Raw genomic sequence first — 23,864 nt, 5'->3', positions numbered from 1 at the left:
CACGTGCCCAAGGACGCTTACGACTACGACGTCATCGTCGTGGGATCCGGCTTCGGCGGCTCCGTAACCGCCCTTCGCCTCACGGAGAAGGGCTACCGCGTAGGCGTCCTGGAGGCCGGCCGCCGCTTCACCCGCGAGACCCTCCCCAAGAACTCCTGGGACCTCAAGAACTACCTCTGGGCCCCGAAACTCGGCATGTACGGCATCCAGCGCATCCATCTGCTGGGCAACGTCATGGTCCTGGCCGGCGCGGGCGTCGGCGGCGGCTCCCTCAACTACGCCAACACCCTCTACGTCCCGCCGCAGCCGTTCTTCGAGGACCCCCAGTGGCGTGACATCACCGACTGGCAGGACGAGCTGGCGCCGTACTACGACCAGGCCCGGCGCATGCTCGGCGTACGGCTCAACCCGACCATGACCCCCTCTGACGTCCATCTGAAGGCCGCGGCGGAGCGGATGGGCTGCGGCGACTCCTTCCACCTGGCTCCGGTCGGCGTCTTCTTCGGCGACGGCGAGGACGCCGACGGCACGGCGAAGGCCAAGCCGGGTCAGGAGGTGCCCGATCCGTACTTCGGCGGGGCGGGCCCGTCCCGCAGGGCCTGCGCGGAGTGCGGCGAGTGCATGACCGGCTGCCGCCACGGCGCGAAGAACACCCTCAACGAGAACTACCTCCACCTCGCCGAGAAGGCCGGTGCGGTCGTCCACCCCATGACGACGGTCGTGTCGGTCACCGACGACTCGCGCGGCGGCTACGCCGTCGCCACCCTGCCCACCGACGGCCGCGGCAGGAAGAAGGGCCGCACCTACACGGCCCGCCGGGTCGTCCTCGCGGCCGGCACCTACGGCACCCAGACGCTGCTGCACCGCATGAAGGCGGGCGGGCAGCTGCCGTACCTCTCGGACAAGCTGGGTGAGCTGACCCGCACCAACTCCGAGGCACTGGTCGGCGCCCAGACCGACGACCGGCGCTACCGCAAGGCCCACGGCGCACCCAAGGCCGACTTCACGCGGGGCGTGGCCATCACGTCCTCGATCCACCCCGACGCCAGCACCCACATCGAGCCGGTCCGCTACGGCAGGGGCTCCAACTCGATGGGCAGCCTGTCCATCCTCCAGGTCCCCTACGCCGGGAGGAACTCCGGCACGTCACGGGTGCTGGGCTTCCTCGCCCACGCGGCCAGGCATCCCCTGCTCGTGCTGCGCTCCCTGTCCAACCGCCGCTGGTCGGAGCGGACCATCATCGGCCTGGTGATGCAGTCGCTGGACAACTCCCTGACGACGTACGTGAAACCATCGGGTGTCGGCCGGGGCCTGCTCACCGCGCGCCAGGGCCACGGCGCCCCCAACCCCAAGCAGATCAAGGCCGCGACGGAGAGCGCGTCGGCACTCGCCGCCGAGATCAACGGCTTCGCGGGCTCCAACGTCGGCGAGTTGATGGGCACCCCGCTCACGGCCCACTTCCTGGGCGGTTGTCCCATCGGCGACTCCCGCGAGACCGGGGTGATCGACCCGTACCACCGCCTCTACGGCCACCCCGGCATCTCGGTCGTCGACGGCGCCGCGGTCTCCGCCAACCTGGGCGTCAACCCGTCCCTCACCATCACCGCCCAGGCGGAGCGGGCGATGTCGTACTGGCCCAACAAGGGCGAGCCCGACCCGCGCCCCCAGCAGGGCACGGCCTACGCGCGTCTCCAGCCGGTCGAGCCGAAGTCCCCGGCGGTGCCGGCGGAGGCGTTCGGCGCGCTGCGGCTGCCGTTCCTCGGCATGCCGGCGGTACCGCCGAAGACCTGAGCGTCAGCGGATACAGAAGAGGGACCTGCGCCCCCCTCCGAGCGCAGGTCCCTCTTCTGCTTGGTGCAACGGCCCGGCGGCCGCTATGGCTTACGCCTGCACGCCGGCCTTGCGGCGACGGACGACGAAGATCGCACCGGCACCGGCGACGACCGCGGCACCGCCGACCAGGCTGATCATCGGCAGGGCGGAGCTGGAGCCGGTCTCGGCGAGGCTGCCGGTGACCTCCGGCGTGTCGCCGCTCGGCTTCTCGTCGGTGACGGGCGCCTTGCCGCCTTCCTGCGGCTTGGTGCCGTCGGTGTCCGTACCGGCGGAGACGATCTGGAACTTGTACGACACGTCACCGAAGCCGACGCACTCGCCGTCGCTGTCACCGTAGATCGTCGCGCCGAGCGAGAAGCCGGCGCCGACCGGGGCGGACGGCTTGACGTTGAGGCGCAGCGGGATGTTCACCTCGTACTCGGGCTCCAGCTCGTCGGTGTAACCGACGTAACCGACCGCGAGGCCGCCCTCGTTGAGGTCGACCCAGATCTTGTCCTGGGGGTCCCAGGCCTGGAGCTGGACCTGCTTGCTGGTGAACAGCTCCTCGCCGTTCTTGTCGGGGGAGGCCCCGGCGAAGAAGTCGAGGTCGTTCAGCGTGGAGTCGGAGTTGTTCGCCACGTTCAGCGAGAACTTGTGCCAGCCGCTGCCCGCCGCGATCTTGCCGGGCAGGCCGGAGATGCTGACGTCGACCTTGGTGTCCTCACACACGGAGGGCTCGGGGTCCGGGGACTCCGACTCCTCGGGCTCGGATGCGCTGGGCGCGGGGGAGGACTCGCTCGCGGACGCGCTCGGCGAGGGAGACGTCTCGGGAGCGGACTCGCTCACCGACGCGCTCGGGCTCGGCGGCGCCTCGGGCGTGGATTCGCTCACCGACGGCGAGGGAGACGTCTCGGGAGCGGACTCGCTCACCGACGCGCTCGGGCTCGGCGTCGTTTCGTCGGTCGCGTACGCGGCCGGTGCCGCGAGCAGTGCCACCGGGGCTATGACCGCCGTAGCGGCCGCTGCTGCCATGGCGCGGCGAAGCTTCATGAAGACCTCGGAGAGTCCGGCGTACCGCGGGCTGCGGTACGAACGTTGGGGGAGGCCTCCGCGTGTGGGGCGCGGGAGTGGCCCTTGGTTCGCATGTTTGATCCGTGAAACCTGTGAATGGTTGTACTGGCATTCACAGAATCCTTATGTGGGCTGAGTCACATCCATGACCTTCTTGTGAAGGCGCTTTCCACCCGCTTAGATCTTTGCTTCGTGTCTGAAAAGCCGTCCGACGATCAGCCGTCGGCCCCGCAGATCCCCGACGACGTCTGGGAACAGTTCACCCGCGACACCGAGCGGGACATCCGTTCCTCCGCCCCGAAGGAGCCGTCCGCGCGGGCCCGCATGGTGACCGAGCGGCTGCGCGAGCAGGAGGCCCGGGGCGAGCTGCCGCCGGGGTGGCGCACCGGACCCGCCTGGCAGGAGATGAACGGCCGTGCGGCGCGCCGCCGCAAGCTGTGGGCGATCCTCGGTGTGCCCGTCGCGGTGGCCGTGGCCCTGGTGGCGCTGAAGCCGTCGCTGCTGCCCGGCGACCCTTTCGGCACCGGGGAGTCCCGGGCCGCCGAGGCCTCACCGCTGCCCGAGGAGACGGCGGCACCCACCGCCGCGCCAGGGGCGTCCGACCCGGAAGAGCCCACTCTCGACCGGCCGTTCGCCGGTTCCCCGGCCCTGCGCTGGGCCGACGGTGAGGCCGGCATCGTCCTGCCCGAGGCCGAGGCGGTCGGCCCGGTCTCCGCGGATCGAGTGGAACAGGCACTGAAGCTGACGAAGAAGCTGCTGGTGGGTGCCAACCTCGATCCGAAGACCGTGCGCGGGGCCCGGCCCGCGGCCGCGCTGTCCGTGCTCGATCCCCAGCAGCCCGAGCTCCTCGACGAGCTCGACACCGGACTGCGCTCCCCGGGCAGGGAGCACGACCCGGTGACGCTGTTCAGCCGCTTCGACCCCGACGAGGTGCGGCCGGTCGGCGACGTGATCAAGACCCGCGGGCGCATGACGTTCAAGAAGGGATCGCACGGAGGCGTGGCGGTGCGCGCCGACTACACCTTCGTCTACCCCGTGGTGCGGGCCGACGGCCCCACCGAGGTCACCCGCACCATCGTCCGCCGGGTCCTCGACGTCGAACTCGCCGACCCCACCCGGTACCGGGTCACGCCGGGCCGGCTGCTCCTGCTCGACTACGACCAGGAGATAGGCAACTCCTCCTGCTTCGTCTACGACGGCTACCTGCACCCGGAGTTCTCCTCGAGCGCGTCCGCGGGTCCGTCCCCGAGCGGCCCGGCGACGGACCCGTACGACCGCAGCAAGGACATCGACCAGGGCGACGATGACGACTGCGGCACGGTGACCCGCACCTGAGCAGAGCGAAGGGCCCCGCGGGGTGGAGCCGCGGGGCCCTTCTTCTCGTCAGCACCGACGTCAGGGCAGCGTCGGTGCCTGGAAGCGGTGCCGGGGGGTTGCACCGCTGGGTCTGTACCTCTGGCAGTGGGGCAATGCGGGTACCCGCGGGGGGACTTGGACTGTGTACGCATCGTGCTGGATGAACGCGGCACCCGCAACCGTTTGACCCAGACTTGTGCATTTATGCAAGGTCCGCCGGTCGGCCCCGGGCGTCCCCGGAGCCGACCGTTCTCTTGGGTGACCGGGCTGCTGTCCCCTGCCGTCCGGTCACTTCCCTGGAGCGAGGTCCCACGACACACGGCACGATCCGTGCGTCTCATCGCCCCAGTGAGCCACGCGTGGTTCTTTCGGGCCCGCCCCTGGCTGGCACGGACACCGGGACCAACGAGGCAGCGCGGAGGCGGTCACGCGCCGTACGGGTGAGAGGGATGCGCACGTCTGTCCCGGGAACACCGGCCCCGGCCGCGGGGCGGCGTCAGATCTTGCCGCGGCACAGTTCCAGCAGGGTCATCGCGAGCGCGGTGCCCGGCTTGCCCAGCGCCTCCCTGTAGTGGCCGAGGACGTCCATCTCGCGGGACAGGTTCACGCGCCGGCCGCCGGAGGTGATCCGCGCCTCCTGGATGACGGCGGAGACGGCCACCCGTTCCTGGATCAGGCCGATGATCCGGTCGTCGAGCGTGTCGATCCGCTCGCGCGCGCCGGTGATCACGTCGGCGGCCTCGGGGGTGCGGGCGCCGGTCACGTCGGTGGCGGTCATGTCGATGGCGGTCACAGGGGGCTCCTCGTCGTCGGGGGGGCTGCCCCGGGGCGGCACGGCCCGGACGACGACAGGCGCCCCGGGCCTTGTCGGCCCGGGGCGCCTGGGAAGTCGCTTGTCAGTAGCTCAAGCAGCACGACCATGGCGTCCGGCGGGCCGGATGCCATAGGTAAAGACGAACGTCTGGTGCTTGAACATGGGGCCAAGTATGCACCGCGTCCCCGGGGCGTCCAAGCCGGTTCGCATCCTGAGACGGGGCGGGTATCCGGCACACGGAAACAGCCGCACGACCCCCCGGTAGAATCGGTTGGCACAAGACCCCCGCCCCACCGCCGGAAGGCACCCCGTGTCATCAGCGACTCCCGCTGCCACCGCCGCCGACACCGTTCTGGTCGTCGACTTCGGCGCGCAGTACGCCCAGCTCATCGCCCGTCGTGTCCGCGAGGCGCGGGTCTACAGCGAGATCGTGCCGAGCACCATGCCGGTCCAGGAGATGCTCGCCAGGAACCCCGCGGCGATCATCCTCTCCGGCGGCCCCTCGTCGGTCTACGAGGAAGGCGCGCCCAGCCTGGACCGCGCCCTCTTCGAGGCCGGCGTCCCCGTCTTCGGCATGTGCTACGGCTTCCAGCTGATGGCGCGGACCCTCGGCGGCACCGTCGACAACACCGGCGCCCGCGAGTACGGCCGCACCGACCTGCACGTCTCCAAGGTGTCCTCCACCCTCTTCGAGGGCACCCCCGCCGAGCAGGCCGTCTGGATGTCGCACGGCGACGCCTGCTCCGCCGCCCCCGAGGGCTTCTCCGTCACGGCCTCCACGGACGTCGTACCGGTCGCCGCCTTCGAGAACGACGAGAAGAAGCTGTACGGCGTCCAGTACCACCCCGAGGTGATGCACTCCACGCACGGGCAGCAGGTGCTGGAGCACTTCCTCTACCGGGGCGCGGGCCTGACGCCCTCCTGGACCACGGGCAGCGTGATCGAGGAGCAGGTCGCCGCCATCCGCGAGCAGGTCGGCGACCGGCGGGCCATCTGCGGCCTCTCCGGCGGCGTGGACTCCGCGGTCGCCGCGGCCCTTGTCCAGAAGGCCATCGGATCCCAGCTGACCTGCGTCTATGTCGACCACGGCCTGATGCGCAAGGGCGAGACCGAGCAGGTCGAGAAGGACTTCGTGGCCGCGACCGGCGTGCAGCTGAAGGTCGTGGACGCGGAGGAGCGGTTCCTCGAGGCGCTGGCCGGGGTCTCCGACCCCGAGGAGAAGCGGAAGATCATCGGCCGCGAGTTCATCCGGGTCTTCGAGCAGGCCCAGGCCGAGATCATCGCCGACCAGGGTCCCGCCGTGGAGTTCCTCGTGCAGGGCACGCTCTACCCGGACGTCGTCGAGTCCGGCGGCGGCACCGGCACGGCCAACATCAAGTCCCACCACAACGTGGGCGGCCTGCCCGAGGACCTCGAGTTCCAGCTGATCGAGCCGCTGCGCAAGCTCTTCAAGGACGAGGTCCGCATGGTCGGCCAGGAGCTCGGCCTGCCGGAGGAGATCGTCCAGCGCCAGCCGTTCCCCGGCCCGGGCCTCGGCATCCGGATCGTCGGCGAGGTCACCAAGGACCGGCTGGACCTGCTGCGCGAGGCCGACGCCATCGCCCGCGAGGAGCTGACGGCGGCCGGCCTCGACCGCGACATCTGGCAGTGCCCGGTGGTCCTGCTGGCGGACGTCCGCAGCGTCGGCGTCCAGGGCGACGGCCGCACCTACGGCCACCCCATCGTGCTGCGCCCCGTCTCGTCCGAGGACGCCATGACGGCCGACTGGTCGCGCCTGCCGTACGAGGTCCTCGCCCGGATCTCCACGCGGATCACCAACGAGGTGAAGGACGTCAACCGCGTCGTCCTCGACGTCACCTCGAAGCCGCCGGGGACGATCGAGTGGGAGTGACCCCCGTGCCTACGTGCGCTTGATCGTGCGCAGGGGCTCGCCGGGCGTCCAGACCTGGACGACGAGGTACGTGTCGTCCTCGACGTAGGTCCGTACGACCTCCGTCAGCTCGGTGCGGAAGAGGTGGAACGGCTCCGGCGGCTCCACCTCTTCGACGTATCCGGCCTTGGTCTCCACATCGTCGACCTCGAGCGCCCGGCCGCTGATCCGGACGTCGCCGCCGCCCATGCCCGTGCCCTCCCCGGGGTTCGCCTGGAGGGCGAAGCGCGGATCGCGGCGCAGGTCGAGGGCCTTGACCGAGGCCGGCATCATGCCGAGCCACAGTTCGCCGTTCAGGAACCGCACCTCCAGGCCGCTGGTGCGGGGCGAACCATCCTTGCGGAGGGTGGCGAGGATGTGGTGGGTGTAGGCGCCGAAGCGCTTCTCGACGGTGCCGGCCAGATCCGGTTCGGCGGTGGCGAAAGCCGCCCAGTTCGCTGTCATGGGGAGAGTGTCGCGCCGAACCCCGACATCTTCTGTCGGCTATTCGTGGGGTTGGGGAGCCAGGGGGCACACGAGTGGGCACAGGGTGCTCACAGGGGCGCTCGGGTCATCTTCACGAAACGCTTCTGTTCTTCCCGGTCTCACGGACGGTAACTTCCGCCCGTACGCAGAACCAGTGCTGGAGGACCTATGCACGGGCCCACCCCGCCCCTGCCGTTGCCCACCGACCGGCTGCAATTCGCCATGCCGCCGATGCACGAGTCGGTCGAGGACGAGCGCCGGCACCGCAAGGAGCGGCTCGCGGGCGCCCTGAGGATCTTCGGGCGGCTCGGCTTCGAGGACGGCGTGTCCGGGCACATCACCGCCCGCGACCCGGAGTTCAGCGACTGCTTCTGGGTCAACCCGTTCGGGATGCCGTTCCGGCACGTCACCGTGAGCGACCTGGTGCTCGCCAACCAGGACGGCCAGGTCGTCGAGGGCCGCTACCACGTCAACCAGGCGGCCTTCACCGTGCACGCCCAGGTCCACGCGGCCCGGCCCGACGTGGTCGCCGTCGCCCACTGCCACTCCGTGCACGGCCGGGCGCTCGCGGCGCTCGGCGAGCTGCTGGAGCCGATCACCCAGGAGAGCTGCGCCTTCTACGAGGATCACGCCCTCTACGACTCGTACACCGGCGTCTCCGTCGACGCCGAGGAGGGGCGGCGCATCGCGGCCGTGCTCGGCTCCCGCAAGGCGCTCGTGCTGCGCAACCACGGGCTGCTGACCGTCGGCGACTCGGTGGACGCGGCGGCCTGGTGGTTCGTGTCGATGGAGCGCTCCTGTCAGGTGCAGCTCACGGCCCAGGCGGCCGGGCGGCCGGTCCGGATCGATCACCGGATGGCGGTGGCGACGCGGGAGCAACTGGGCGGAGACCTGGTGGCGTGGATCAACTACCAGCCCATGTGGGAGGACGTCAGCCGGAGCGAGCCGGGTCTGCTGAGCTAGCCACTCGCCCCGCACCGGGTCGCCCATGGTGGTGATCCGCAGAGGGACATCTCCCGGCCGGGTCAACAGGACACGCCGAAGTTCACCCGTGTTGACCAGACCGGGCAGACGCGAACCGGGTGGTATAGGGCACAATTCGCTGTCGTCGCACGGGAGTTGCGCAGCGGTGTTTCCGGGGTCCGGAAGACCGGCGGTGGTTGGGTCGCGGGAAGGCGGGCGTCGGACGTGGCGGTGCGGGAGGCGGGACAGGGCGGCGCGGACGCGGGCGGGTACGCGGGTGCGCATGCGGGTGCCTACGCCGAGGGGTACGCGGGCGGCTACGCCGGTGGTCACACCCGTGGGCACCCGGGCGGACCCGGAGGCGCCCACGGGGGCGGGTGCGCCTGCGGGGACTGCCCGCACGGGGCGCGCGAGGGACACCGGCGGGCCGTCGCCGCGTTCCTGCGCCTACGGGACGGGTTCGCGGCGGGGCAGGGGCTGCCGGCCGCGGTGGCCCACTCCGCGTCGGCCTCCCGCCAGTGGGTCTCCGAGGAACTGGCCCAGTCCGCCGAGCACGTCGCCGAGCGGGGGCGGGCCGAGGGGCAGGCCTGGCTGACGTGCCTGTGGCGGCGCACGGCGGGTGTCGTGTGGGCCGCCGTGGTGCTGTTGCTGCTCGGGCAGGCACTCACGGCGGTCGGTGCCGGCTGGACGGCGGCCCGTTCGGCCGCGCTGGCCGCGGCGCTGGTGCTGGCCTCGTCGCTGACCGCCGCCTCGTGGTTCCACCGGGCGAAGGGCGGAGTGCTGGCACCCCTGATCGGCGAGGACAACCGGCTGTCCACGTCCCGCACGGTCGCAGCGGCGTGGGTACTCTTCGTGGCCTACTCGGTGCTCGTCCTCGCGGGGCGGCTGGCCGCCGCCTCCCGGCATCAGGAGCGGGACGCGCTGATCTCCGGGCTGGGACTCGCCCGGGGCGCCGGGGCCGTGACCGTGCTCGCCGTGCTGTGCGGGATCGCCGTGCTCGTGCGGCGGGTGGTCGGGCTCCGGGTGCTGGGGCAACGGCTGCAGAAGGTACCCGCCGACCGGCCCCGGGCCGCCGACCTGCTGACCGACGACGCGGGGCGGGGCACCTTCGCCGACATCCAGTACGTCGTGGTCAGCTCGGTCGCCCTGGTCTTCGCGGCGGTACGGCTGGCCAGGCGGCCGGAGCAGCTGCCGGACCTGCCGTGGGGGCTGGCGGTGGTGGTACTGGTATCGGCGGCGACCTATCTGGCCGGCAAGTACGCGGAGGGCGGCCGGCCGGTCATCCTCTCCGTGGTCCGGGCCCGGGAGGCGGGTGACCTGGACGGGCCCATCCGCACGGGGGACGACATCGAGATCCGGGGTGCCGGATTCGTGCCGCCGGGGGCGCAGGGGGCCGATCGGCTGGCCCGGATGGTCGTGCGCGTGGGCGCGGTGCATGTCCACGTGCCGCTGGTGCCCGTGCCCGGGGGATTCCGCAATCCCACCGACACGCTGCTGACGGTGCCCGTGCCGGCGGATGTGGAGCCGGGAAGGGTGGAGGTGCAGGTGGTCACGGCGGCCGGGGTGGAGACGAACCGGTACGCGGTCGACGTGACGGAGTGAGCGACCGCGCCCCCGAAGGCACCCCGCACCACCGGCGTGACGGACAAAAGCGGGCCGCGCAGGATTGAGCGCGGTCCGTTTGTCGTACGTATGGTCTGTTGAGGGGGTCTCGGCACCGGCGGCGAGAGGCGGCTAGCAGCGATGACTCACGGTATGCGCACGGACACGCACACCCCCCACTTCGGCGACGGGGGAGGCTGGCGGGACAACGCCACCCGCTACGCCCTGCTGCCGCTCCGCATCTTCCTCGGCGTCACCTTCATCTACGCCGGCCTGGACAAACTCACCGACAGCGGTTTCATGAAGGACTCCGGTGCCGGGTCGATCGGCGACATGATGCGTGCCGTACGTGACTCCTCCGCCATCCCCGCCCTGGTCGACCTCTCCCTCAAGAGCCCCGCCGGTTTCGGCTACGCCATCGCCTTCGGAGAACTGGCCGTCGGCATCGGCACGCTGCTCGGGCTGTTCGCCCGCCTGGCCGCACTGGGCGGCGCGCTGATCTCCCTCAGCCTGTGGCTGACCGTGAGCTGGGCCTCCGACCCGTACTACTACGGCAACGACCTCGCCTACCTCATGGCCTGGATCCCCCTGATCCTGGCGGGCGCGCCTCTGCTGTCCCTCGATGCGGCGCTACGGTCGCGCCGACGGCAGCGGAGCGGCGGCTACCGGTAACGGGCCGCTCACCGTCACGCCGGGTCCGCGCCCGTACGACCTCTCCGGCGGCGTCGGCGTACGCGGCCCGTCAGGAGTGCCACCGCACCCGCCAGGCACAGCCCGCCCGTGACGAGGGGGATCGCCACGAACCACGGGATCTCCCAGGCGCCGCCCGCGTCACCGGCGTAGAGGACGCCCGCCAGGATGAGGACGGGGCCGGCGATCAGCTTTCCGGGCTGGAATTCATGACGTGGCACGGGTCACCTCCGCCTGTCCCATGCCGACCTGGAGATCCAGGTCGATGGTGCCGGACTTCTCGGTGCCCTCGGCGGGGGCGAGGGTGATCTTCTTGTGCCGGCCCGGCTGTACGTCCACGTCCTTCGGGTCGTCGCCCGGCAGCTGGAGGTCGCCCACGCCCACCTCGACGTTCAGCCGCACGGTCACGTCCTCGGGTACGAGGACCCTGATCCGGCCCATGCCGACCTCCGCCCGTGTCGTGACCGTCTGCTTCCCGGACACGTCCAGCTTGCTCAGATCCAGGGTGCCCACGCCTGTCCCCAGGTCGTAGCGCTGCCGTACGTCCGCCGCGGTGGCGGGCCGCCAGGTGGTGCGCGCCCAGTGGGTGTCGATGTCCTTGGGCAGGGCCGCCGCCCCGGCGAGCAGGCCGGCCGTGATGATCGCCAGGAAGATCGAGCCGGCGCCGGTCCGGCCCAGGAAGGCGCTGACGGCTATGCCCAGACCGATGACGGCGAGCGCACAGGACAGGCCGGTCTGCAGGCTGGTGCCGAGCGGATGCCCGTCCCATGTGCGGCTCGTGCCCAGGGCCCCCGCGAGCAGGGCCAGCAGGAAGACCCAGCCGCCGATCGAGCGCGGGTTACGCGGCCGGGGGTGCCGGGCGGGCCGGTCCTCGCGGGTGCCGGACTGCGTGCCGAGGCTGATGTCGACGGCGGCGGCGACATCCAGGTCGTGGGTGTCGCGCGGGCCCCACAGGTAGCCCGTGCCGCCGATGTGGGTGCCGTCCTTCACGATCGGGTCGCGCCACCAGGAGGGGGAGGTGAGGAGCACCGGCGGCGCCTGGGGCTCCGGCGGGGCGTCCGCGGCGGCCTGGGCGGCCAGAGGGTCGGGGCTGGGGGTGCCGCGCTGGCGCGACCAGTAGCCGGCGCCCGCGAGGAGGAGGGAGAGGACGACGGCGAAGGTCAGCACCCCGCCGTTGTTCAGCATCGTCAGAAACACCCCGCAGCCGACCAGCGCGAACAGCACGGCTGCCAGGGCCTGGCCGTCGACGCGGCCGGTGAGCAGTTTGCGGACCTCGTTCTCCTCTTCGTCGTACGGCACGAAGAGCCAGGCGAAGCCGTAGAAGATGAGGCCGATGCCGCCGGTGGCGGAGAGCACGGCGAGGGTGATGCGGAAGATCACCGGGTCCATGTCGCACTGCCGGCCGAGTCCCGCGCAGACGCCGGCCAGGGTCTTGTGGCGCCGGTCGCGGCGGAAGGCGTGGGGCGGCCCGGGCGGGACGGTCTCCTCGGCCGGGGCGGCCGTACCGGGTGCTCCTCCCCGCTCGTGTGCCTCCGCCCGCCCGGGTCCCGGACCCGTCGCGGCGTGCTGGTGATCGGTCATGGGTCCATGGTGACGGGCGCGGCGCCCCGGCGGGAGTCCGAACGACCCTGGCCGGACCCTGATATCGGCCCTGAGGGGCGGTTCGGGAAGCGTTCGAGGGGCGGGCCGGGGAGATCAGGGAAGCCCTAGGGTCGACCCTGATGCTCCGGGCTCCCGCACATGTGACCATCAATGGCATGTCGGAAGCCGCAGCAGCGCCCCTCGCCGATCCGCGGCCGCCGCGCAAGCTCTACCGCAGCAGTGACGGACGCTGGCTCGGGGGCGTGGCGCGGGGCCTCGCCGGACACCTCGGGCTGCCCGTGATCTGGGTACGGCTCGTCTTCGTCGGCCTGTTCATGGCCGACGGCCTCGGCGCGCTGCTGTACGCCGCGTTCTGGTTCTTCGTCCCGCTCGGCGTCGGCGGTGTCGAGGCGCAGAGGCCGCCGTCGCCGGTGACCGCGGAGACCTCGCCCGACGGACGCCGCAGACGCGTCGCGCGCAGGCCCGACAAGGGCCAGATCGTGGCCCTGCTCCTCATGGTCGTGGTGGCCATGGTCTTCGTGGGCAATGTGAACCTCAGCGGCGGAGCCAGGGTGTACCTCTGGCCGATGGTGCTCGTCGGCGCGGGCGTCGCCCTGGTCTGGCGGCAGGCGGACAACGCCCGCCGGGCCCGCTGGGCCGAGGTCGGCCGCCGCCGGCGCACGGTCACGCTGCTGCGCTCGGTGGGCGGGGTGCTGCTGGTGACGGCCGGCGTCTCCGGCATCTTCGTCCTGCAGGGTTCCGCGGCCCACCTCGGCTCGGTCCTGCAGGCGGCCCTCGCGGTCCTCGTCGGGACAACGCTGCTCGCCGGGCCGTATCTCGTCCGCATGACGCAGGACCTCTCCGAGGAGCGCCTGATGCGCATCCGTGCCCAGGAGCGCGCGGAGGTCGCCGCCCATGTGCACGACTCGGTGCTGCACACCCTCACGCTGATCCAGCGCAACGCGGAGAACGCGAGCGAGGTCCGCCGCCTGGCCCGCGCCCAGGAGCGCGACCTGCGCACCTGGCTCTACAAGCCCGAGGGCACCGGCAAGGACGAGGCCGACGAACCCGCCACCCTCGCCGACGCCGTCCGGCGCAACGCGGCCGAGGTGGAGGACAAGCACGGTGTGCCCATCGAGGTCGTGGTCGTGGGGGACTGCCCGCTCGACGAGGGGATCGCCGCACAGATGCAGGCCGCGCGCGAAGCAATGGTGAACGCCGCCAAGTACGGTGGCGAGGGCGGCGCCGTACAGGTCTTCGCCGAGGTCGAGGGGAAGACGGTCTTCGTGTCCGTCCGGGACCGCGGCCCCGGCTTCGACCTCGACTCGATACCCGCCGACCGGATGGGTGTCAGGGAATCGATCATCGGCCGTATGGAACGCAACGGCGGCACGGCGCGGCTGCGCGCGGTGCCGGACGGCGGCACGGAGGTCGAGCTGGAGATGGAGAGGGCGGAGAAGACGTCATGAGCGACCCGACCGAGGCGAACGGTACGACGGGACCGGCGGAGGCGGCCGGGCCCGCGGCGTCGGGCGGTGGCCCCGGGCGTCATGCGCGTGTGGTCCTCGTGGACGACCACCGCATGTTCCGTACGGGGGTCCAGGCCGAGATCGGGCAGACCGAGCAGACCGGTGTGGAGGTCGTCGGCGAGGCCGCGGACGTCGACCAGGCGGTCACGGTCATCACCGCGACCCGGCCCGAGGTGGTCCTCCTCGACGTGCACCTGCCGGGTGGGGGCGGCGTCGAAGTGCTGCGGCGCTGCGCCCCGTTGATGGGCGACACCGAGCAGCCGGTCCGCTTCCTCGCGCTGTCCGTGTCGGACGCGGCGGAGGACGTGATCGGCGTGATCCGCGGCGGGGCCCGCGGATACGTCACCAAGACCATCACCGGCACCGACCTGGTGGACTCGATCTTCCGCGTCCAGGAGGGCGACGCGGTGTTCTCCCCGCGGCTGGCCGGGTTCGTCCTGGACGCCTTCGCCTCCACGGACGCGCCGCCGGTCGACGAGGACCTGGACCGCCTGACCCAGCGCGAGCGTGAGGTGCTGCGGCTCATCGCGCGGGGCTACGCGTACAAGGAGATCGCCAAGCAGCTGTACATCTCCGTGAAGACGGTCGAGTCGCATGTCTCGGCGGTTCTGCGCAAGCTCCAGCTCTCCAACCGGCACGAACTGACGCGGTGGGCGACGGCTCGCCGGCTGGTCTGACGGCGGCGCTCACACCACCCGCGTCGCCCCCGCGTACGGCATCTCGTCGAGCGGGGCGACGCGTACCGGCGCCGAGGAGTTCGGCGCGTGGATCATCCGGCCGTTGCCCACGTAGATGCCGACATGGCTGATGCCGGCGTAGAAGAAGACCAGGTCGCCGGGGAGGAGTTCGGAGCGGGAGACGCGGCGGCCCGCGGCGATCTGGGAGTACGTCGTGCGGGGCAGGGAGACGCCGGCGGCGCGGTACGCGGCCTGGACGAGGCCCGAGCAGTCGAAGGCGTTCGGGCCGGTGGCGCCCCAGACGTAGGGACTGCCGAGCTTCTGGTACGCGTAGGCGACGGCGGCGGACGCACGGGAGCTGGGCGCCTGGGACGGGGCGGCGCCGGGGGCCGTCAGGGTGTCCCGCGGGCCCGTCGAGCGGGTGGCGCGGTCCGGTGACACGCCGGGCCGGGAACGTTCCTGCGGGTCCAGCCGGGACAGCAGCTGCCGGGCGGAGCCCAGCTTGCCGGTGATGGTCTTCTTGTGCTGCTTCAGCTCCGTCCGGCGTGACTTCAGGGAGGTCAGCTCGATGTGGGCGGCCCCGCGCAGCTGCTCGATCTCCCGGAGCTGCTCGCGTACGCCCGCGACGGTGGCGTTCTGCCGGTTGCCGGCCCGCTCGACGAACTCGGCGTTCTCCAGGTAGCGGTCGGGATCGTCGGACAGGGCGAGCTGCATCGCGGGGTCGAGGCCGCCGGCGCGGTACTGGGCGGCGGCGACCGAACCCAGGGCGTCACGGGCGGAGTTGAGCCGCTCTTCCTTGCGTGCCGCCTGGTCCTGGAGGTCCTTCAGCCGCTGCCCGGCCGCTTCGGCCTTCTCCTTCGCGCCGTTGTACTTCTCGGTGGCGGCCTCAGCCTCCTGGTACAGCTTGTCCACCTTGGCCTTGACCTGGCCGGGGGTGAGCTGTGGTTCGGCGTGTCCGGTTCCGTCGAAGCCCGTCGCCGTCGCCGCGCCCGCGAGGGCGATCGTGGCGGCCGTACGGGCCTTGCCGCCACCCGTCGAGCGCTGTCGGGGCTTGCGGTGCGCTGCCACCTGGAGGCCACGTCCTTTCCTCGACCGCCGACCGGTGCGTGCGGCCGCCGGGGGAGCGGACGGGCGGCCTGCGCGTCCGGCGACGGCCCGCACCGGGGGGAGCGGATCGCCGCCGGACTTTTCGGCGGTGGTGTCCGACTGCCGCCCCTGGCCCGGGCGGCGGTGGGGAGCCGGGCACCTGGTGGAGGACGCTAAACCTCGCCGTGGCGGGCCGGTGGCAGGTGTGCGGAAGTGTCTGGAGAGGACCGGCGGTGACCGTATGCGACCGTGGTCCCGCACCGGCGCCGTCGACTTCACTCAGCGTGATGACCGATGCGCCGAACCCTGGGCGAGTGACCGTGATCGGGTGCTATGGGGCGCATATATGCATCACCGGGCCGGTGTCGGGTGGCCTCGGAGCCGCTGATTAGGCTCCGGCCTCATGGACGTACTCATCCACCTCTTCGTCGGCCTTCACATCATCGGCATCGCCGCGCTCCTGGGCGGCTTCCTCACCCAGATGAAGGCGATGGGCGAGGGTACCGCCCGCTACACCCCCGCGATGCTGCACGGCGCGCTCACGATGCTGGTCACCGGCGTGATCCTGATCGGTCTCAACCAGGCCGGCGACCAGTCGGTGAACAACATCAAGATCGGGGTGAAGCTGGCGCTGCTGATCGTGATCCTCGGCCTGGTCTATGTGAAACGGGACGACGAGAAGGTGGACAAGGGCCTCTTCGGCCTGGTCGGTCTGCTGACCACGGCGAACATCTTCATCGCCGTGCTCTGGACCTGACCCGGGGGCGCCCGGCGCCGGCCCGGGCCGAGGCGAGGGCCCAGGCGGTGCACCCGAGCCAGGCGGCCACCGCGATCCACAGCAGCGCCTGCCCGGCGACGTCGAGCCAGCGGGCGTCCAGGGCGTCGGCCACCGCCAGGGCGGCCGCGGCCGTCACGGCCGCGGCGAACACGGTCGCCCAGCGCCGCACGTCGTAGTGGTGCCGGGGCCAGAAGAGCTCGGCGAGGAGCAGGGCGACGCAGGCGATCAGCGCGAGCACGAGCAGCGTGACGGTGGTCGTGCGCAGGGCGCCGGTGTTCTCCTCGTTCCACAGATACAGGCGTGCGCTGTCGGCGCTGAGGAGTTTCGCCCCGGCCAGTGACGAGACGGCGAGGGCGCCGGCCGCGAGCCAGTGGTCGCCGCGGCCCTCCTCCACCTGCCGGGGCTGGAAGCGGAACAGGGCGAAGCCGTAGAGCGCGAGGCCCAGCCAGAACAGCACCAGGGCCGCGTGGGCGAGCCAGGCCGCCGCCTCGGCCGCGGCGAGCGTGGCGCCGAGCACGGCGAGCCCCTGGGTGGCCACACAGCGCAGGAACACCGTTCCGCGCCGCCCCCTGTCCTCCACGGTGAGCAGCACCGCCCAGAGCAGCAGGGCGAGAGCCAGCAGCGCCCCGGCGAGGGAGTGCCGGCCGGCCGCGGAGAAGCCGGTGCCGAGGACGGCGGCCGCCGCCACGGTGGTGAGCGCGGCCGGCGTCTCCGCCCGCCATCCGCCGGGCGCCCGCCGGGCGAGGCCCGCGGCCGCCGCCGGCCAGGCCGCGCAGGCCGGGACGAGAGCGATGCGGGAGAGGACCTCGTGGCCCGCCGAGTCGAGACCGACCGACACGATGCCGGTCGCCAGCGCATAGGTCGCCCACCAGGCGGCAAACGGAGAGGGACCGGACATAGCGCCGATGCTAGAGAGCGCCGCACGCGTTACGAGAGGGGCACGCGCGCGTGCCCCTCAAAATCGCAACGAGACCGCTCAGGCCGGGCGTACCACGCTGTGGATCGCCGACTCGCCGTCGTAGTAGATCGACTCCTCGCGCACATACGTGCCGGGCTTCGGGGCGTGGATCATCATGCCGTTGCCGATGTAGACCCCGACGTGGGTGACATCGTCGTAGAAGAAGACCAGGTCACCGGGCTGGGCCTGGGAGAGCGGGACCGTGGTGCCCGCGTTCACCTGGTCGTAGGTCGTGCGCGGCAGGGTGACGCCCGCGGCCTTCCAGGCGGCCTGGGTGAGGCCCGAGCAGTCGTAGGAGCCGGGGCCGACGGCGCCCCACACGTACGGCTTGCCGATCTGGGCGCGGGCGAAGGCGAGCGCCTTCTCGGCCTTGGTGGCGTACGAGGAGTCGGCCGGGGGCGTCGAGGAGGACGAGCCGGTGCCGGACGACCCCGACGACGATGATCCGCTGTCCTGCTGCCGGGCGGCCTCGTCCTGCGCCCGCTGCTGCGCGGCCTGCTGCCGGGCCAGCTCGTCGGCCTTGCGGGCGGCCTCCTCCCGCTTCTCCTTCTCGATCGCCGCGAGCCGGGCCTTCTCCTCGGCGGTCAGCTTCGACATCAGCTCGCGCGCGTCGGCGAGCTTGCGCTGGACGGTGGCCTTCGCCGTCTTCAGGTCGCCCTGCGAGTCGGTGAGCGTCTCGAGGCTCTCGGTGGCCTCCTGGCGCTTCTCCATCGTCTCGGACTGCTGCGTGACGTAGTCGTCGACCGCGACCTTCTGACGGCCCGTCATCCGGTCCATCAACTGGGTCTGGTCGAAGTAGTCCTGCGGGGTGTCGGCGAGCAGGAACGTCGCCGTGTCCGGGGCGGCGACGCCGGTGCGGTACTGGGCGGAGGCGAAGGAACCCAGCTGCTCGCGCGCCTCGTTGAGCTTCTGGGTGCGCTGGGCGACGTCGTCGAGGAGGGCGTCGGCGCGCTTGCGCTGCTTCGCGGTCTTCTCCTTGGCCGCGTTGTACTTGTCGGTCGCCGACTCGGCCTGGCGGTACAGGTCGTCGACCTTCTTCTCGACTTCCTCCAGGCTGGGCTTGTCGTCGGCCTCGGGGGCGGCGTTGGCCGACTGGGACAGCAGGGCCACGGACGTGAGGGCCGCCGTTGCGAGGGCGGGGGTCCGTATGCCTGCCACGCGCGTACCCGTAGGACGCGACTTGCGGTGCGACGCCAAGGGAGGCGACTCCTTCCATGTTCCGCCTACCGGGTTAGCTGTCGGGTTCGGGCGGGTGGTTCGGAAGGTTTGCCCTACGGCCTTCTCCGCGCAGGGAGTCGGGCCGATTCACCCCAGGTTCACGGTTGGGTCCCCGGCTCCGGCTGCCGCTGCGGCACGCCGGACTCGGCGGAGGCCGCGCGGCCCGGCGACGTTCGCCGGTGGGGGTCATGCGGCCTGGTCGCACCGTAGCCAATTCGTGTGGCCTCTGTGAAGGTTGATGGGTGATATGCCCGATACATTTTCGTGACCTTGCTCATGAGCATTGCAGAGGGTGAACAATCGAGGGGGGTTGGTCCTGGAAGATGCATGAATGCGGGGGCTGTAGCAGGGCGTGATCAGGTGGTCATGGACGGCGACAATGCGCCGCCCGGCGGGCGGCGTGATCCCTGGCGCGGGGCGATGTTCTCAGGGCGGCGGCGGGCTGTCAGTGGGGCGCCCTAGACTCGGAGAGCGATGAGCAGCCTCTTTGACGACAGCTTCCTGGCGAACCTCCAGGCCCAGCGGGGCCCCGCGGACGAGCCCCCGCCGCCACCCGAGGACGAGCACGTACCGGAGCCGATTCCGGACGATCTGTTCGGCGGGAAGTTCGACGCGCCCCCGGACCGGGACGCCTACTACCGGGACGGCGCCCCGCGCCCGGTGGTGGACACCGCCGCCCTCCTGCAGGGGCTGAACGACAACCAGCGCGCCGCCGTCGTCCACTCCGGCTCCCCGCTGCTCATCGTGGCCGGCGCCGGCTCCGGCAAGACCCGGGTGCTCACGCACCGCATCGCCCACCTCCTCGCCGAGCGGGACGTGCACCCGGGCCAGATCCTCGCGATCACCTTCACCAACAAGGCCGCCGGCGAGATGAAGGAGCGCGTCGAGCAGCTCGTGGGCCCGCGCGCCAACGCCATGTGGGTCATGACGTTCCACAGTGCGTGCGTGCGCATCCTCCGCCGGGAGAGCAAGAAGCTCGGCTTCACGTCCTCCTTCTCGATCTACGACGCCGCCGACTCCAAGCGCCTGATGGCCCTGGTCTGCCGCGACCTGGACCTCGACCCCAAGCGCTTCCCGCCGAAGTCCTTCAGCGCCAAGATCAGCAACCTGAAGAACGAGCTGATCGACGAGGAGGACTTCGCCGCCCAGGCCGCCGACGGTTTCGAGAAGACCCTCGCCCAGGCCTACGCGATGTACCAGTCACGGCTGCGCGAGGCGAACGCCCTCGACTTCGACGACCTGATCATGACGACGGTCAATCTCCTGCGCGCCTTCCCGGACGTCGCAGAGCACTACCGCCGCCGCTTCCGGCACGTCCTCGTGGACGAGTACCAGGACACCAACCACGCCCAGTACGCCCTCGTGCGGGAACTCGTCGGCACCTTCGAGCATCCCGTCGACGTACCGCCCGAGGCCGAGGTCCCGCCCGCCGAGCTGTGCGTGGTGGGTGACGCCGACCAGTCGATCTACGCCTTCCGTGGCGCGACGATCCGCAACATCCTCCAGTTCGAGGAGGACTACCCGGACGCGACGACGATCCTGCTCGAGCAGAACTACCGCTCCACCCAGACGATCCTCAGCGCGGCCAACGCGGTCATCGAGCGCAACGAGTCCCGCCGCCCCAAGAACCTGTGGACCAACGCGGGCGCGGGCGCCACGATCACCGGCTACGTCGCCGACACCGAGCACGACGAGGCGCAGTTCGTCGCCGACGAGATAGACCGCCTCACGGACGCGGGCGAGGCCAAGGCCGGCGACGTCGCCGTCTTCTACCGCACCAACGCCCAGTCCCGTGTCTTCGAAGAAATCTTCATCCGCGTCGGCCTGCCCTACAAGGTCGTCGGCGGTGTCCGCTTCTACGAGCGCAAGGAGGTCCGGGACGTCCTGGCCTACCTGCGCGTGCTGGCCAACCCGGAGGACTCGGTGCCGCTGCGCCGGATCCTCAACGTCCCCAAGCGGGGCATCGGCGACCGCGCCGAGGCGATGATCGACGCCCTGTCCCAGCGGGAGAAGATCAGCTTCCCGCAGGCGCTCAAGCGCGTCGACGAGGCGTACGGCATGGCCGCGCGCTCCACCAACGCCGTCAAGCGGTTCAACACGCTGATGGAGGACCTCCGCACCATCGTCGAGTCCGGCGCCGGACCGGCCACGGTGCTGGAGGCCGTCCTGGAGCGCACCGGGTACCTCGCCGAGCTGCAGGCCTCCACCGACCCGCAGGATGAGACCCGGATCGAGAACCTCCAGGAACTCGCCGCCGTCGCCATGGAGTTCGAGCAGGAGCGCGGCGAGGGGGAGCAGAGCACCCTGTCCGAGTTCCTCGAACAGGTCGCGCTGGTCGCCGACTCCGACCAGATCCCCGACGAGGAGGACGGCGACGGCGTCATCACGCTGATGACCCTGCACACCGCCAAGGGCCTGGAGTTCCCCGTCGTCTTCCTCACCGGCATGGAGGACGGCGTCTTCCCGCACATGCGCGCCCTCGGGCAGGCCAAGGAGCTGGAGGAGGAGCGGCGCCTGGCCTACGTCGGCATCACGCGCGCACGGGAGCGGCTGTATCTGACGCGGTCCACGCTGCGCAGCGCCTGGGGCCAGCCGTCGTACAACCCGCCCTCCCGGTTCCTGGAGGAGATCCCGCCGACCCACCTGGAGTGGAAGCGGACGGGAGCGACCTCGCCCGCGTCCTCCGGGCCGGTCTCGGCGGTGGCGGCCTCGCTGTCCTCGTCCCGCTCACGCTCGTCGGCGTCGGGAGCCTCCGGTTTCGCCACGCGCCGCTCCTCCGAGAAGCCGGTGGTGTCCCTGGCCGTCGGGGACCGGGTCACGCACGACCAGTTCGGGCTCGGGACCGTCGTCGCGGTCAAGGGGACGGGCGGGAACGCCGAGGCGACGATCGACTTCGGCGAGACCAAGCCGAAGCGGCTGCTGCTGCGGTACGCGCCGGTGGAGAAGCTGTAGTTCTGTGAGGTGAGCCCCGGACGGCACGGGAAGGAAGACCGGTCGCCGGTTGAGGCTTACGGAGGTGACAACGCCCGAGGCCATACGCGACGCTCGTCGACATGGAGATCAGAACGGGTACGCGGGGCGATGTGGAACAGATCGCGGCGCTTCACGCGGAGAGTTGGCGTACGGCGTATGCGGGGATCATGCCGAGTAGTTTCTTGAGCGGCCCCCTGCTCGAGGACCGGCTGGCGCTATGGCACGGACGAATTCTGGAGCCGCAGCCGGCTGCAGGACTGTTCGTGGCCGTGAGCGGAGGCGAGATGGACGGTTTCGCGTACCTCGTTCCGCGCCCCGACGGCCGCATCCTTCTCGACAACTTGCATGCCCGGCCAGGCCGTACGGGTTCCGGCATCGGCGGCCGACTGCTCCGGCACGCTCTCGCGTGGGCTGCCGCCGAGCATCCCGGGCGGGATGTCTGTCTGGAGGTACTGCGCGCCAACACACACGCCATTGCCTTCTACGAGCGACACGGCGCTCTGCGTACCGACGAGCGCGTCTGCCTGTTCGAGCAGGGCTTTGCACTGCCCGAGTTCGAGTACACCTGGGCGGCCGGGTCCGTGCCTATGGCTTCGGGCCCGTTGTCACAGTAATCGCGTCCCACATCAGGAGCGATGGGCGTTACGCCGGGTCGACGCCGTGGCTGCGCAGCCACGGGAGCGGGTCGATCGCCGATCCGCCGGCCGGGCGCACCTCGAAGTGCAGGTGCGGGCCGGTGGAGTTGCCGGAGTTGCCGGAGCGGGCGATGGGATCGCCGGCCTTCACGGTCGTACCGGAGGGGACCGTGTAGGTGGAGAGATGGCAGTACCACGTCTCCGTGCCGTCCTTCGCGGTCACGATCATCATGTTGCCGTACGCGCTGTTCCACTGCGTGCGCACGGTGCCGTCGGTCGCGGCCATCACGGTCGTGCCGTACGAGACGGGGAAGTCGATGCCTGTGTGCAGGGACATCCAGTTGATGCCGGACTGGCCGTAGTAGGCGCTGAGTCCGTGCCGCGCGACCGGCAGGGCGAACTTGGGGCGCAGCCGCTCCTTGCGGGCCGCCTCCTCCGCCGCGCGCTTCTTCTCGGCCGCCTGCTGGGCCTTGAGGTCGATGCGCTCCTGCGTACGGCTGGCCCGGTCGGCGAAGTCGTCGGCGCCGGCGGCGAGGCTCTGCAGCTGTGTGTCCAGCCTGTTGTTGGCGGCGGCCGGCTTGACCGGCTGCGCGTCCGCCGCGGTCGTCTGCGCCTCCGCGGCACTGTCTTCGGCGAAACTGCCGACGGAGGCGGCGGCGATCCCGGCGACACCCATCACGCACGCCGACGGCACCGCGATGGTCATCAGTGCCGAGCGCTTGGGGGGCGTACGGCGGCGGGAACGGGACCCGGCGCGTGAGGCCGCTCGGGAGGACGGTGCGGCAGCGACGTCCTCCTGACCGTCCAGGAGCGGGGCAACGACGGGCAGTTCACCGGTGGCGGCCGGCTCCCCGCCGTCCGCGGCGGGGTCGTGGTAGCCGGCCCCGTCGGATGCGTGGTACGTGACCTGGTCGAACGTCGCGGTCTCGTGCTGGTCGATGGTTTCGGCGGGGTGCTCGTACGCCTCGGGAGCCGGTGCGGCGGTGCCGTCGGAGTTCCACTGCGTGGCGTCGTAGGCACCCGTGTCGAACGTCTGCGTGCCCCATTCCCACTGCTGGGTGTGGTCGGCGGGGTTGCCGGACTGGTCGGGCTGGAGCCAGGAACCGGCCTCCCACTGGCCGGTGGCCTCGGGAGACGGGGCCTGGGACGGGATGACCGGCATCGGCTGCTGCTCGGCCGTCCAGGAAGTCGTGTCGTAGACGCCGGTGTCGTAGGCGGCGTGGTGCTGGGCCGCGTACGCGTCGTAGTGCACGTTCTCGTGCGTGCCGGTGGGCCAGTGGCCGGTGTCGTAGGTTCCCGTGTCCTGGCCGCTGCCCGGCATGTCCCCGAAGAGGGGGTCGGTCGCGAAGCTCGCGGTGGCGTGCCCGGTGGCATCGAAACCGGTGCCGTGTGTACCGGTGGAGTCGAATCCGGTGGCGGCGTAGTCGCCGTACGTGGTGAAGTCGCCGTACTGGGCTTCCTGGGTGCCGTACGGCGCGCAGGGCGCGGAGGCGGCGTCGGAAGCCGGAGCCGGGGTCATGGTCCCCGACGGGTGACGGTCGTTCACCAACTTCTCTTTCGCCTCGACAACAGGGGCTGCCAGAGCAGTGCGGCGACTGTACCCGGCGGTACGCGGGCACGACAATCTTCCGCAGGTTTCGCGCACGCAGGAAACGGGCATTCGGCCGTGTTTCGGCGGACGGCGGGCACGGGTTTGGCCCTGTGTTCGAAGTTTGTTCGAAGTTGA

At 71.3% G+C, this 23,864-nt stretch carries 20 protein-coding genes and 1 riboswitch; of the genes, 11 read left to right on the top strand and 9 right to left on the bottom strand.

What is annotated here, in order from left to right; all coding sequences use genetic code 11:
* The first annotated feature begins 3 nt into the window (after positions 1-3).
* On the top strand, positions 4-1,791 hold the full coding sequence (locus IO24_RS0107120; RefSeq protein ID WP_031133039.1) for a GMC family oxidoreductase N-terminal domain-containing protein: 1,788 nt from the start codon (positions 4-6) through the stop codon (positions 1,789-1,791).
* Positions 1,792-1,881: 90 nt separating this feature from the next.
* On the opposite strand, the gene IO24_RS0107115 is transcribed toward IO24_RS0107120, so the two are convergent.
* Positions 1,882-2,862, bottom strand: coding sequence for an LAETG motif-containing sortase-dependent surface protein (locus IO24_RS0107115; protein ID WP_031133037.1), 981 nt, complete (start codon positions 2,860-2,862; stop codon positions 1,882-1,884).
* A 213-nt stretch (positions 2,863-3,075) separates the two neighbouring features.
* Here IO24_RS0107115 and IO24_RS0107110 point away from each other — a divergent pair, with 213 nt between their 5' ends.
* Positions 3,076-4,218: a hypothetical protein gene (locus IO24_RS0107110; protein WP_031133035.1), complete on the top strand. Its 1,143-nt coding sequence runs from the start codon at positions 3,076-3,078 to the stop codon at positions 4,216-4,218.
* A gap of 517 nt (positions 4,219-4,735) precedes the next feature.
* On the opposite strand, the gene IO24_RS0107105 is transcribed toward IO24_RS0107110, so the two are convergent.
* Entirely contained in the window at positions 4,736-5,023 is a 288-nt protein-coding gene (locus IO24_RS0107105) for a chorismate mutase (RefSeq protein WP_267886809.1), read from the bottom strand.
* Between the two features lie 340 nt (positions 5,024-5,363).
* Between IO24_RS0107105 and guaA the strand changes: the two genes are divergently transcribed.
* Positions 5,364-6,944: a glutamine-hydrolyzing GMP synthase gene (guaA, locus tag IO24_RS0107100; protein WP_031133031.1), complete on the top strand. Its 1,581-nt coding sequence runs from the start codon at positions 5,364-5,366 to the stop codon at positions 6,942-6,944.
* Between the two features lie 9 nt (positions 6,945-6,953).
* On the opposite strand, the gene IO24_RS0107095 is transcribed toward guaA, so the two are convergent.
* Complete coding sequence (locus IO24_RS0107095; protein WP_031133029.1) at positions 6,954-7,427, bottom strand: pyridoxamine 5'-phosphate oxidase family protein; 474 nt, start codon at positions 7,425-7,427, stop codon at positions 6,954-6,956.
* 189 nt (positions 7,428-7,616) lie between these two features.
* On the opposite strand from IO24_RS0107095, the gene IO24_RS0107090 reads away from it, so the two are divergent.
* The 3 genes from IO24_RS0107090 (at position 7,617) to IO24_RS0107080 (ending at position 10,685) form a co-directional block, all read left to right on the top strand.
* Complete coding sequence (locus tag IO24_RS0107090) at positions 7,617-8,411, top strand: class II aldolase/adducin family protein (RefSeq protein ID WP_031133027.1); 795 nt, start codon at positions 7,617-7,619, stop codon at positions 8,409-8,411.
* A 225-nt stretch (positions 8,412-8,636) separates the two neighbouring features.
* Entirely contained in the window at positions 8,637-10,013 is a 1,377-nt protein-coding gene (locus tag IO24_RS0107085; protein WP_234335148.1) for a hypothetical protein, read from the top strand.
* A 141-nt stretch (positions 10,014-10,154) separates the two neighbouring features.
* Entirely contained in the window at positions 10,155-10,685 is a 531-nt protein-coding gene (locus IO24_RS0107080; RefSeq protein WP_037667456.1) for a DoxX family protein, read from the top strand.
* 14 nt (positions 10,686-10,699) lie between these two features.
* On the opposite strand, the gene IO24_RS0107075 is transcribed toward IO24_RS0107080, so the two are convergent.
* Together IO24_RS0107075 and IO24_RS0107070 are read right to left on the bottom strand one after the other, a co-directional pair.
* A complete protein-coding gene (locus IO24_RS0107075) occupies positions 10,700-10,924 on the bottom strand; it encodes a hypothetical protein (RefSeq protein ID WP_031133023.1) in 225 nt (74 codons plus the stop codon).
* Positions 10,911-12,284, bottom strand: coding sequence for a PspC domain-containing protein (locus tag IO24_RS0107070; RefSeq protein WP_031133021.1), 1,374 nt, complete (start codon positions 12,282-12,284; stop codon positions 10,911-10,913). Before IO24_RS0107070 ends, IO24_RS0107075 begins: the two co-directional genes overlap by 14 nt.
* Before the next feature lie 176 nt (positions 12,285-12,460).
* Between IO24_RS0107070 and IO24_RS0107065 the strand changes: the two genes are divergently transcribed.
* Both IO24_RS0107065 and IO24_RS0107060 read left to right on the top strand, forming a co-directional pair.
* On the top strand, positions 12,461-13,753 hold the full coding sequence (locus IO24_RS0107065) for an ATP-binding protein (RefSeq protein WP_031133019.1): 1,293 nt from the start codon (positions 12,461-12,463) through the stop codon (positions 13,751-13,753).
* Positions 13,750-14,490: a LuxR C-terminal-related transcriptional regulator gene (locus IO24_RS0107060; RefSeq protein ID WP_031133017.1), complete on the top strand. Its 741-nt coding sequence runs from the start codon at positions 13,750-13,752 to the stop codon at positions 14,488-14,490. The genes IO24_RS0107065 and IO24_RS0107060 overlap by 4 nt, the downstream gene beginning before the upstream one ends.
* A 9-nt stretch (positions 14,491-14,499) precedes the next feature.
* Here IO24_RS0107060 and IO24_RS0107055 read toward each other — a convergent pair whose 3' ends face one another.
* Positions 14,500-15,558: a C40 family peptidase gene (locus IO24_RS0107055; protein ID WP_031133015.1), complete on the bottom strand. Its 1,059-nt coding sequence runs from the start codon at positions 15,556-15,558 to the stop codon at positions 14,500-14,502.
* 421 nt (positions 15,559-15,979) lie between these two features.
* Here IO24_RS0107055 and IO24_RS0107050 point away from each other — a divergent pair, with 421 nt between their 5' ends.
* Positions 15,980-16,333, top strand: coding sequence for a membrane protein (locus IO24_RS0107050; RefSeq protein ID WP_031133013.1), 354 nt, complete (start codon positions 15,980-15,982; stop codon positions 16,331-16,333).
* Here the strand turns inward: IO24_RS0107050 and IO24_RS0107045 are convergent.
* Positions 16,311-17,252: an SLAC1 family transporter gene (locus tag IO24_RS0107045; protein ID WP_031133011.1), complete on the bottom strand. Its 942-nt coding sequence runs from the start codon at positions 17,250-17,252 to the stop codon at positions 16,311-16,313. The two genes, IO24_RS0107050 and IO24_RS0107045, sit on opposite strands and share 23 nt — an antisense overlap.
* Positions 17,253-17,330: 78 nt before the next feature.
* Complete coding sequence (locus IO24_RS0107040; RefSeq protein ID WP_031133009.1) at positions 17,331-18,509, bottom strand: C40 family peptidase; 1,179 nt, start codon at positions 18,507-18,509, stop codon at positions 17,331-17,333.
* Positions 18,510-18,517: 8 nt separating this feature from the next.
* Positions 18,518-18,690: riboswitch (cyclic di-AMP (ydaO/yuaA leader) on the bottom strand.
* 314 nt (positions 18,691-19,004) lie between these two features.
* On the opposite strand from IO24_RS0107040, the gene pcrA reads away from it, so the two are divergent.
* Both pcrA and IO24_RS0107030 read left to right on the top strand, forming a co-directional pair.
* Complete coding sequence (gene pcrA, locus IO24_RS0107035) at positions 19,005-21,482, top strand: DNA helicase PcrA (protein WP_031133007.1); 2,478 nt, start codon at positions 19,005-19,007, stop codon at positions 21,480-21,482.
* A 101-nt stretch (positions 21,483-21,583) separates the two neighbouring features.
* Positions 21,584-22,117, top strand: a complete 534-nt coding sequence (locus IO24_RS0107030; protein WP_031133005.1) for a GNAT family N-acetyltransferase — start codon at positions 21,584-21,586, stop codon at positions 22,115-22,117.
* Between the two features lie 28 nt (positions 22,118-22,145).
* Here the strand turns inward: IO24_RS0107030 and IO24_RS0107025 are convergent, their stop codons facing one another.
* Positions 22,146-23,684: a M23 family metallopeptidase gene (locus IO24_RS0107025; RefSeq protein WP_078898869.1), complete on the bottom strand. Its 1,539-nt coding sequence runs from the start codon at positions 23,682-23,684 to the stop codon at positions 22,146-22,148.
* Positions 23,685-23,864: the final 180 nt, after the last annotated feature.

This window comes from Streptomyces flavovariabilis (assembly GCF_000725785.1).
Taxonomy (GTDB): Bacteria; Actinomycetota; Actinomycetes; order Streptomycetales; family Streptomycetaceae; genus Streptomyces; species Streptomyces hawaiiensis.
This window is presented reverse-complemented; position numbering and strand designations above follow the sequence as displayed.

Bases quoted from the DNA above. Each gene is read 5' to 3' on its own strand.
- IO24_RS0107050 (WP_031133013.1), top strand. From the start codon at position 15,980: ATGGACGTACTCATCCACCTCTTCGTCGGCCTTCACATCATCGGCATC.
- IO24_RS0107115 (WP_031133037.1), bottom strand. From the start codon at position 2,862: ATGAAGCTTCGCCGCGCCATGGCAGCAGCGGCCGCTACGGCGGTCATA.
- IO24_RS0107045 (WP_031133011.1), bottom strand. From the start codon at position 17,252: ATGTCCGGTCCCTCTCCGTTTGCCGCCTGGTGGGCGACCTATGCGCTG.
- IO24_RS0107060 (WP_031133017.1), top strand. From the start codon at position 13,750: ATGAGCGACCCGACCGAGGCGAACGGTACGACGGGACCGGCGGAGGCG.
- IO24_RS0107080 (WP_037667456.1), top strand. From the start codon at position 10,155: ATGACTCACGGTATGCGCACGGACACGCACACCCCCCACTTCGGCGAC.
- IO24_RS0107095 (WP_031133029.1), bottom strand. From the start codon at position 7,427: ATGACAGCGAACTGGGCGGCTTTCGCCACCGCCGAACCGGATCTGGCC.
- IO24_RS0107065 (WP_031133019.1), top strand. From the start codon at position 12,461: ATGTCGGAAGCCGCAGCAGCGCCCCTCGCCGATCCGCGGCCGCCGCGC.
- IO24_RS0107090 (WP_031133027.1), top strand. From the start codon at position 7,617: ATGCACGGGCCCACCCCGCCCCTGCCGTTGCCCACCGACCGGCTGCAA.
- pcrA (WP_031133007.1), top strand. From the start codon at position 19,005: ATGAGCAGCCTCTTTGACGACAGCTTCCTGGCGAACCTCCAGGCCCAG.
- IO24_RS0107030 (WP_031133005.1), top strand. From the start codon at position 21,584: ATGGAGATCAGAACGGGTACGCGGGGCGATGTGGAACAGATCGCGGCG.
- IO24_RS0107070 (WP_031133021.1), bottom strand. From the start codon at position 12,284: ATGACCGATCACCAGCACGCCGCGACGGGTCCGGGACCCGGGCGGGCG.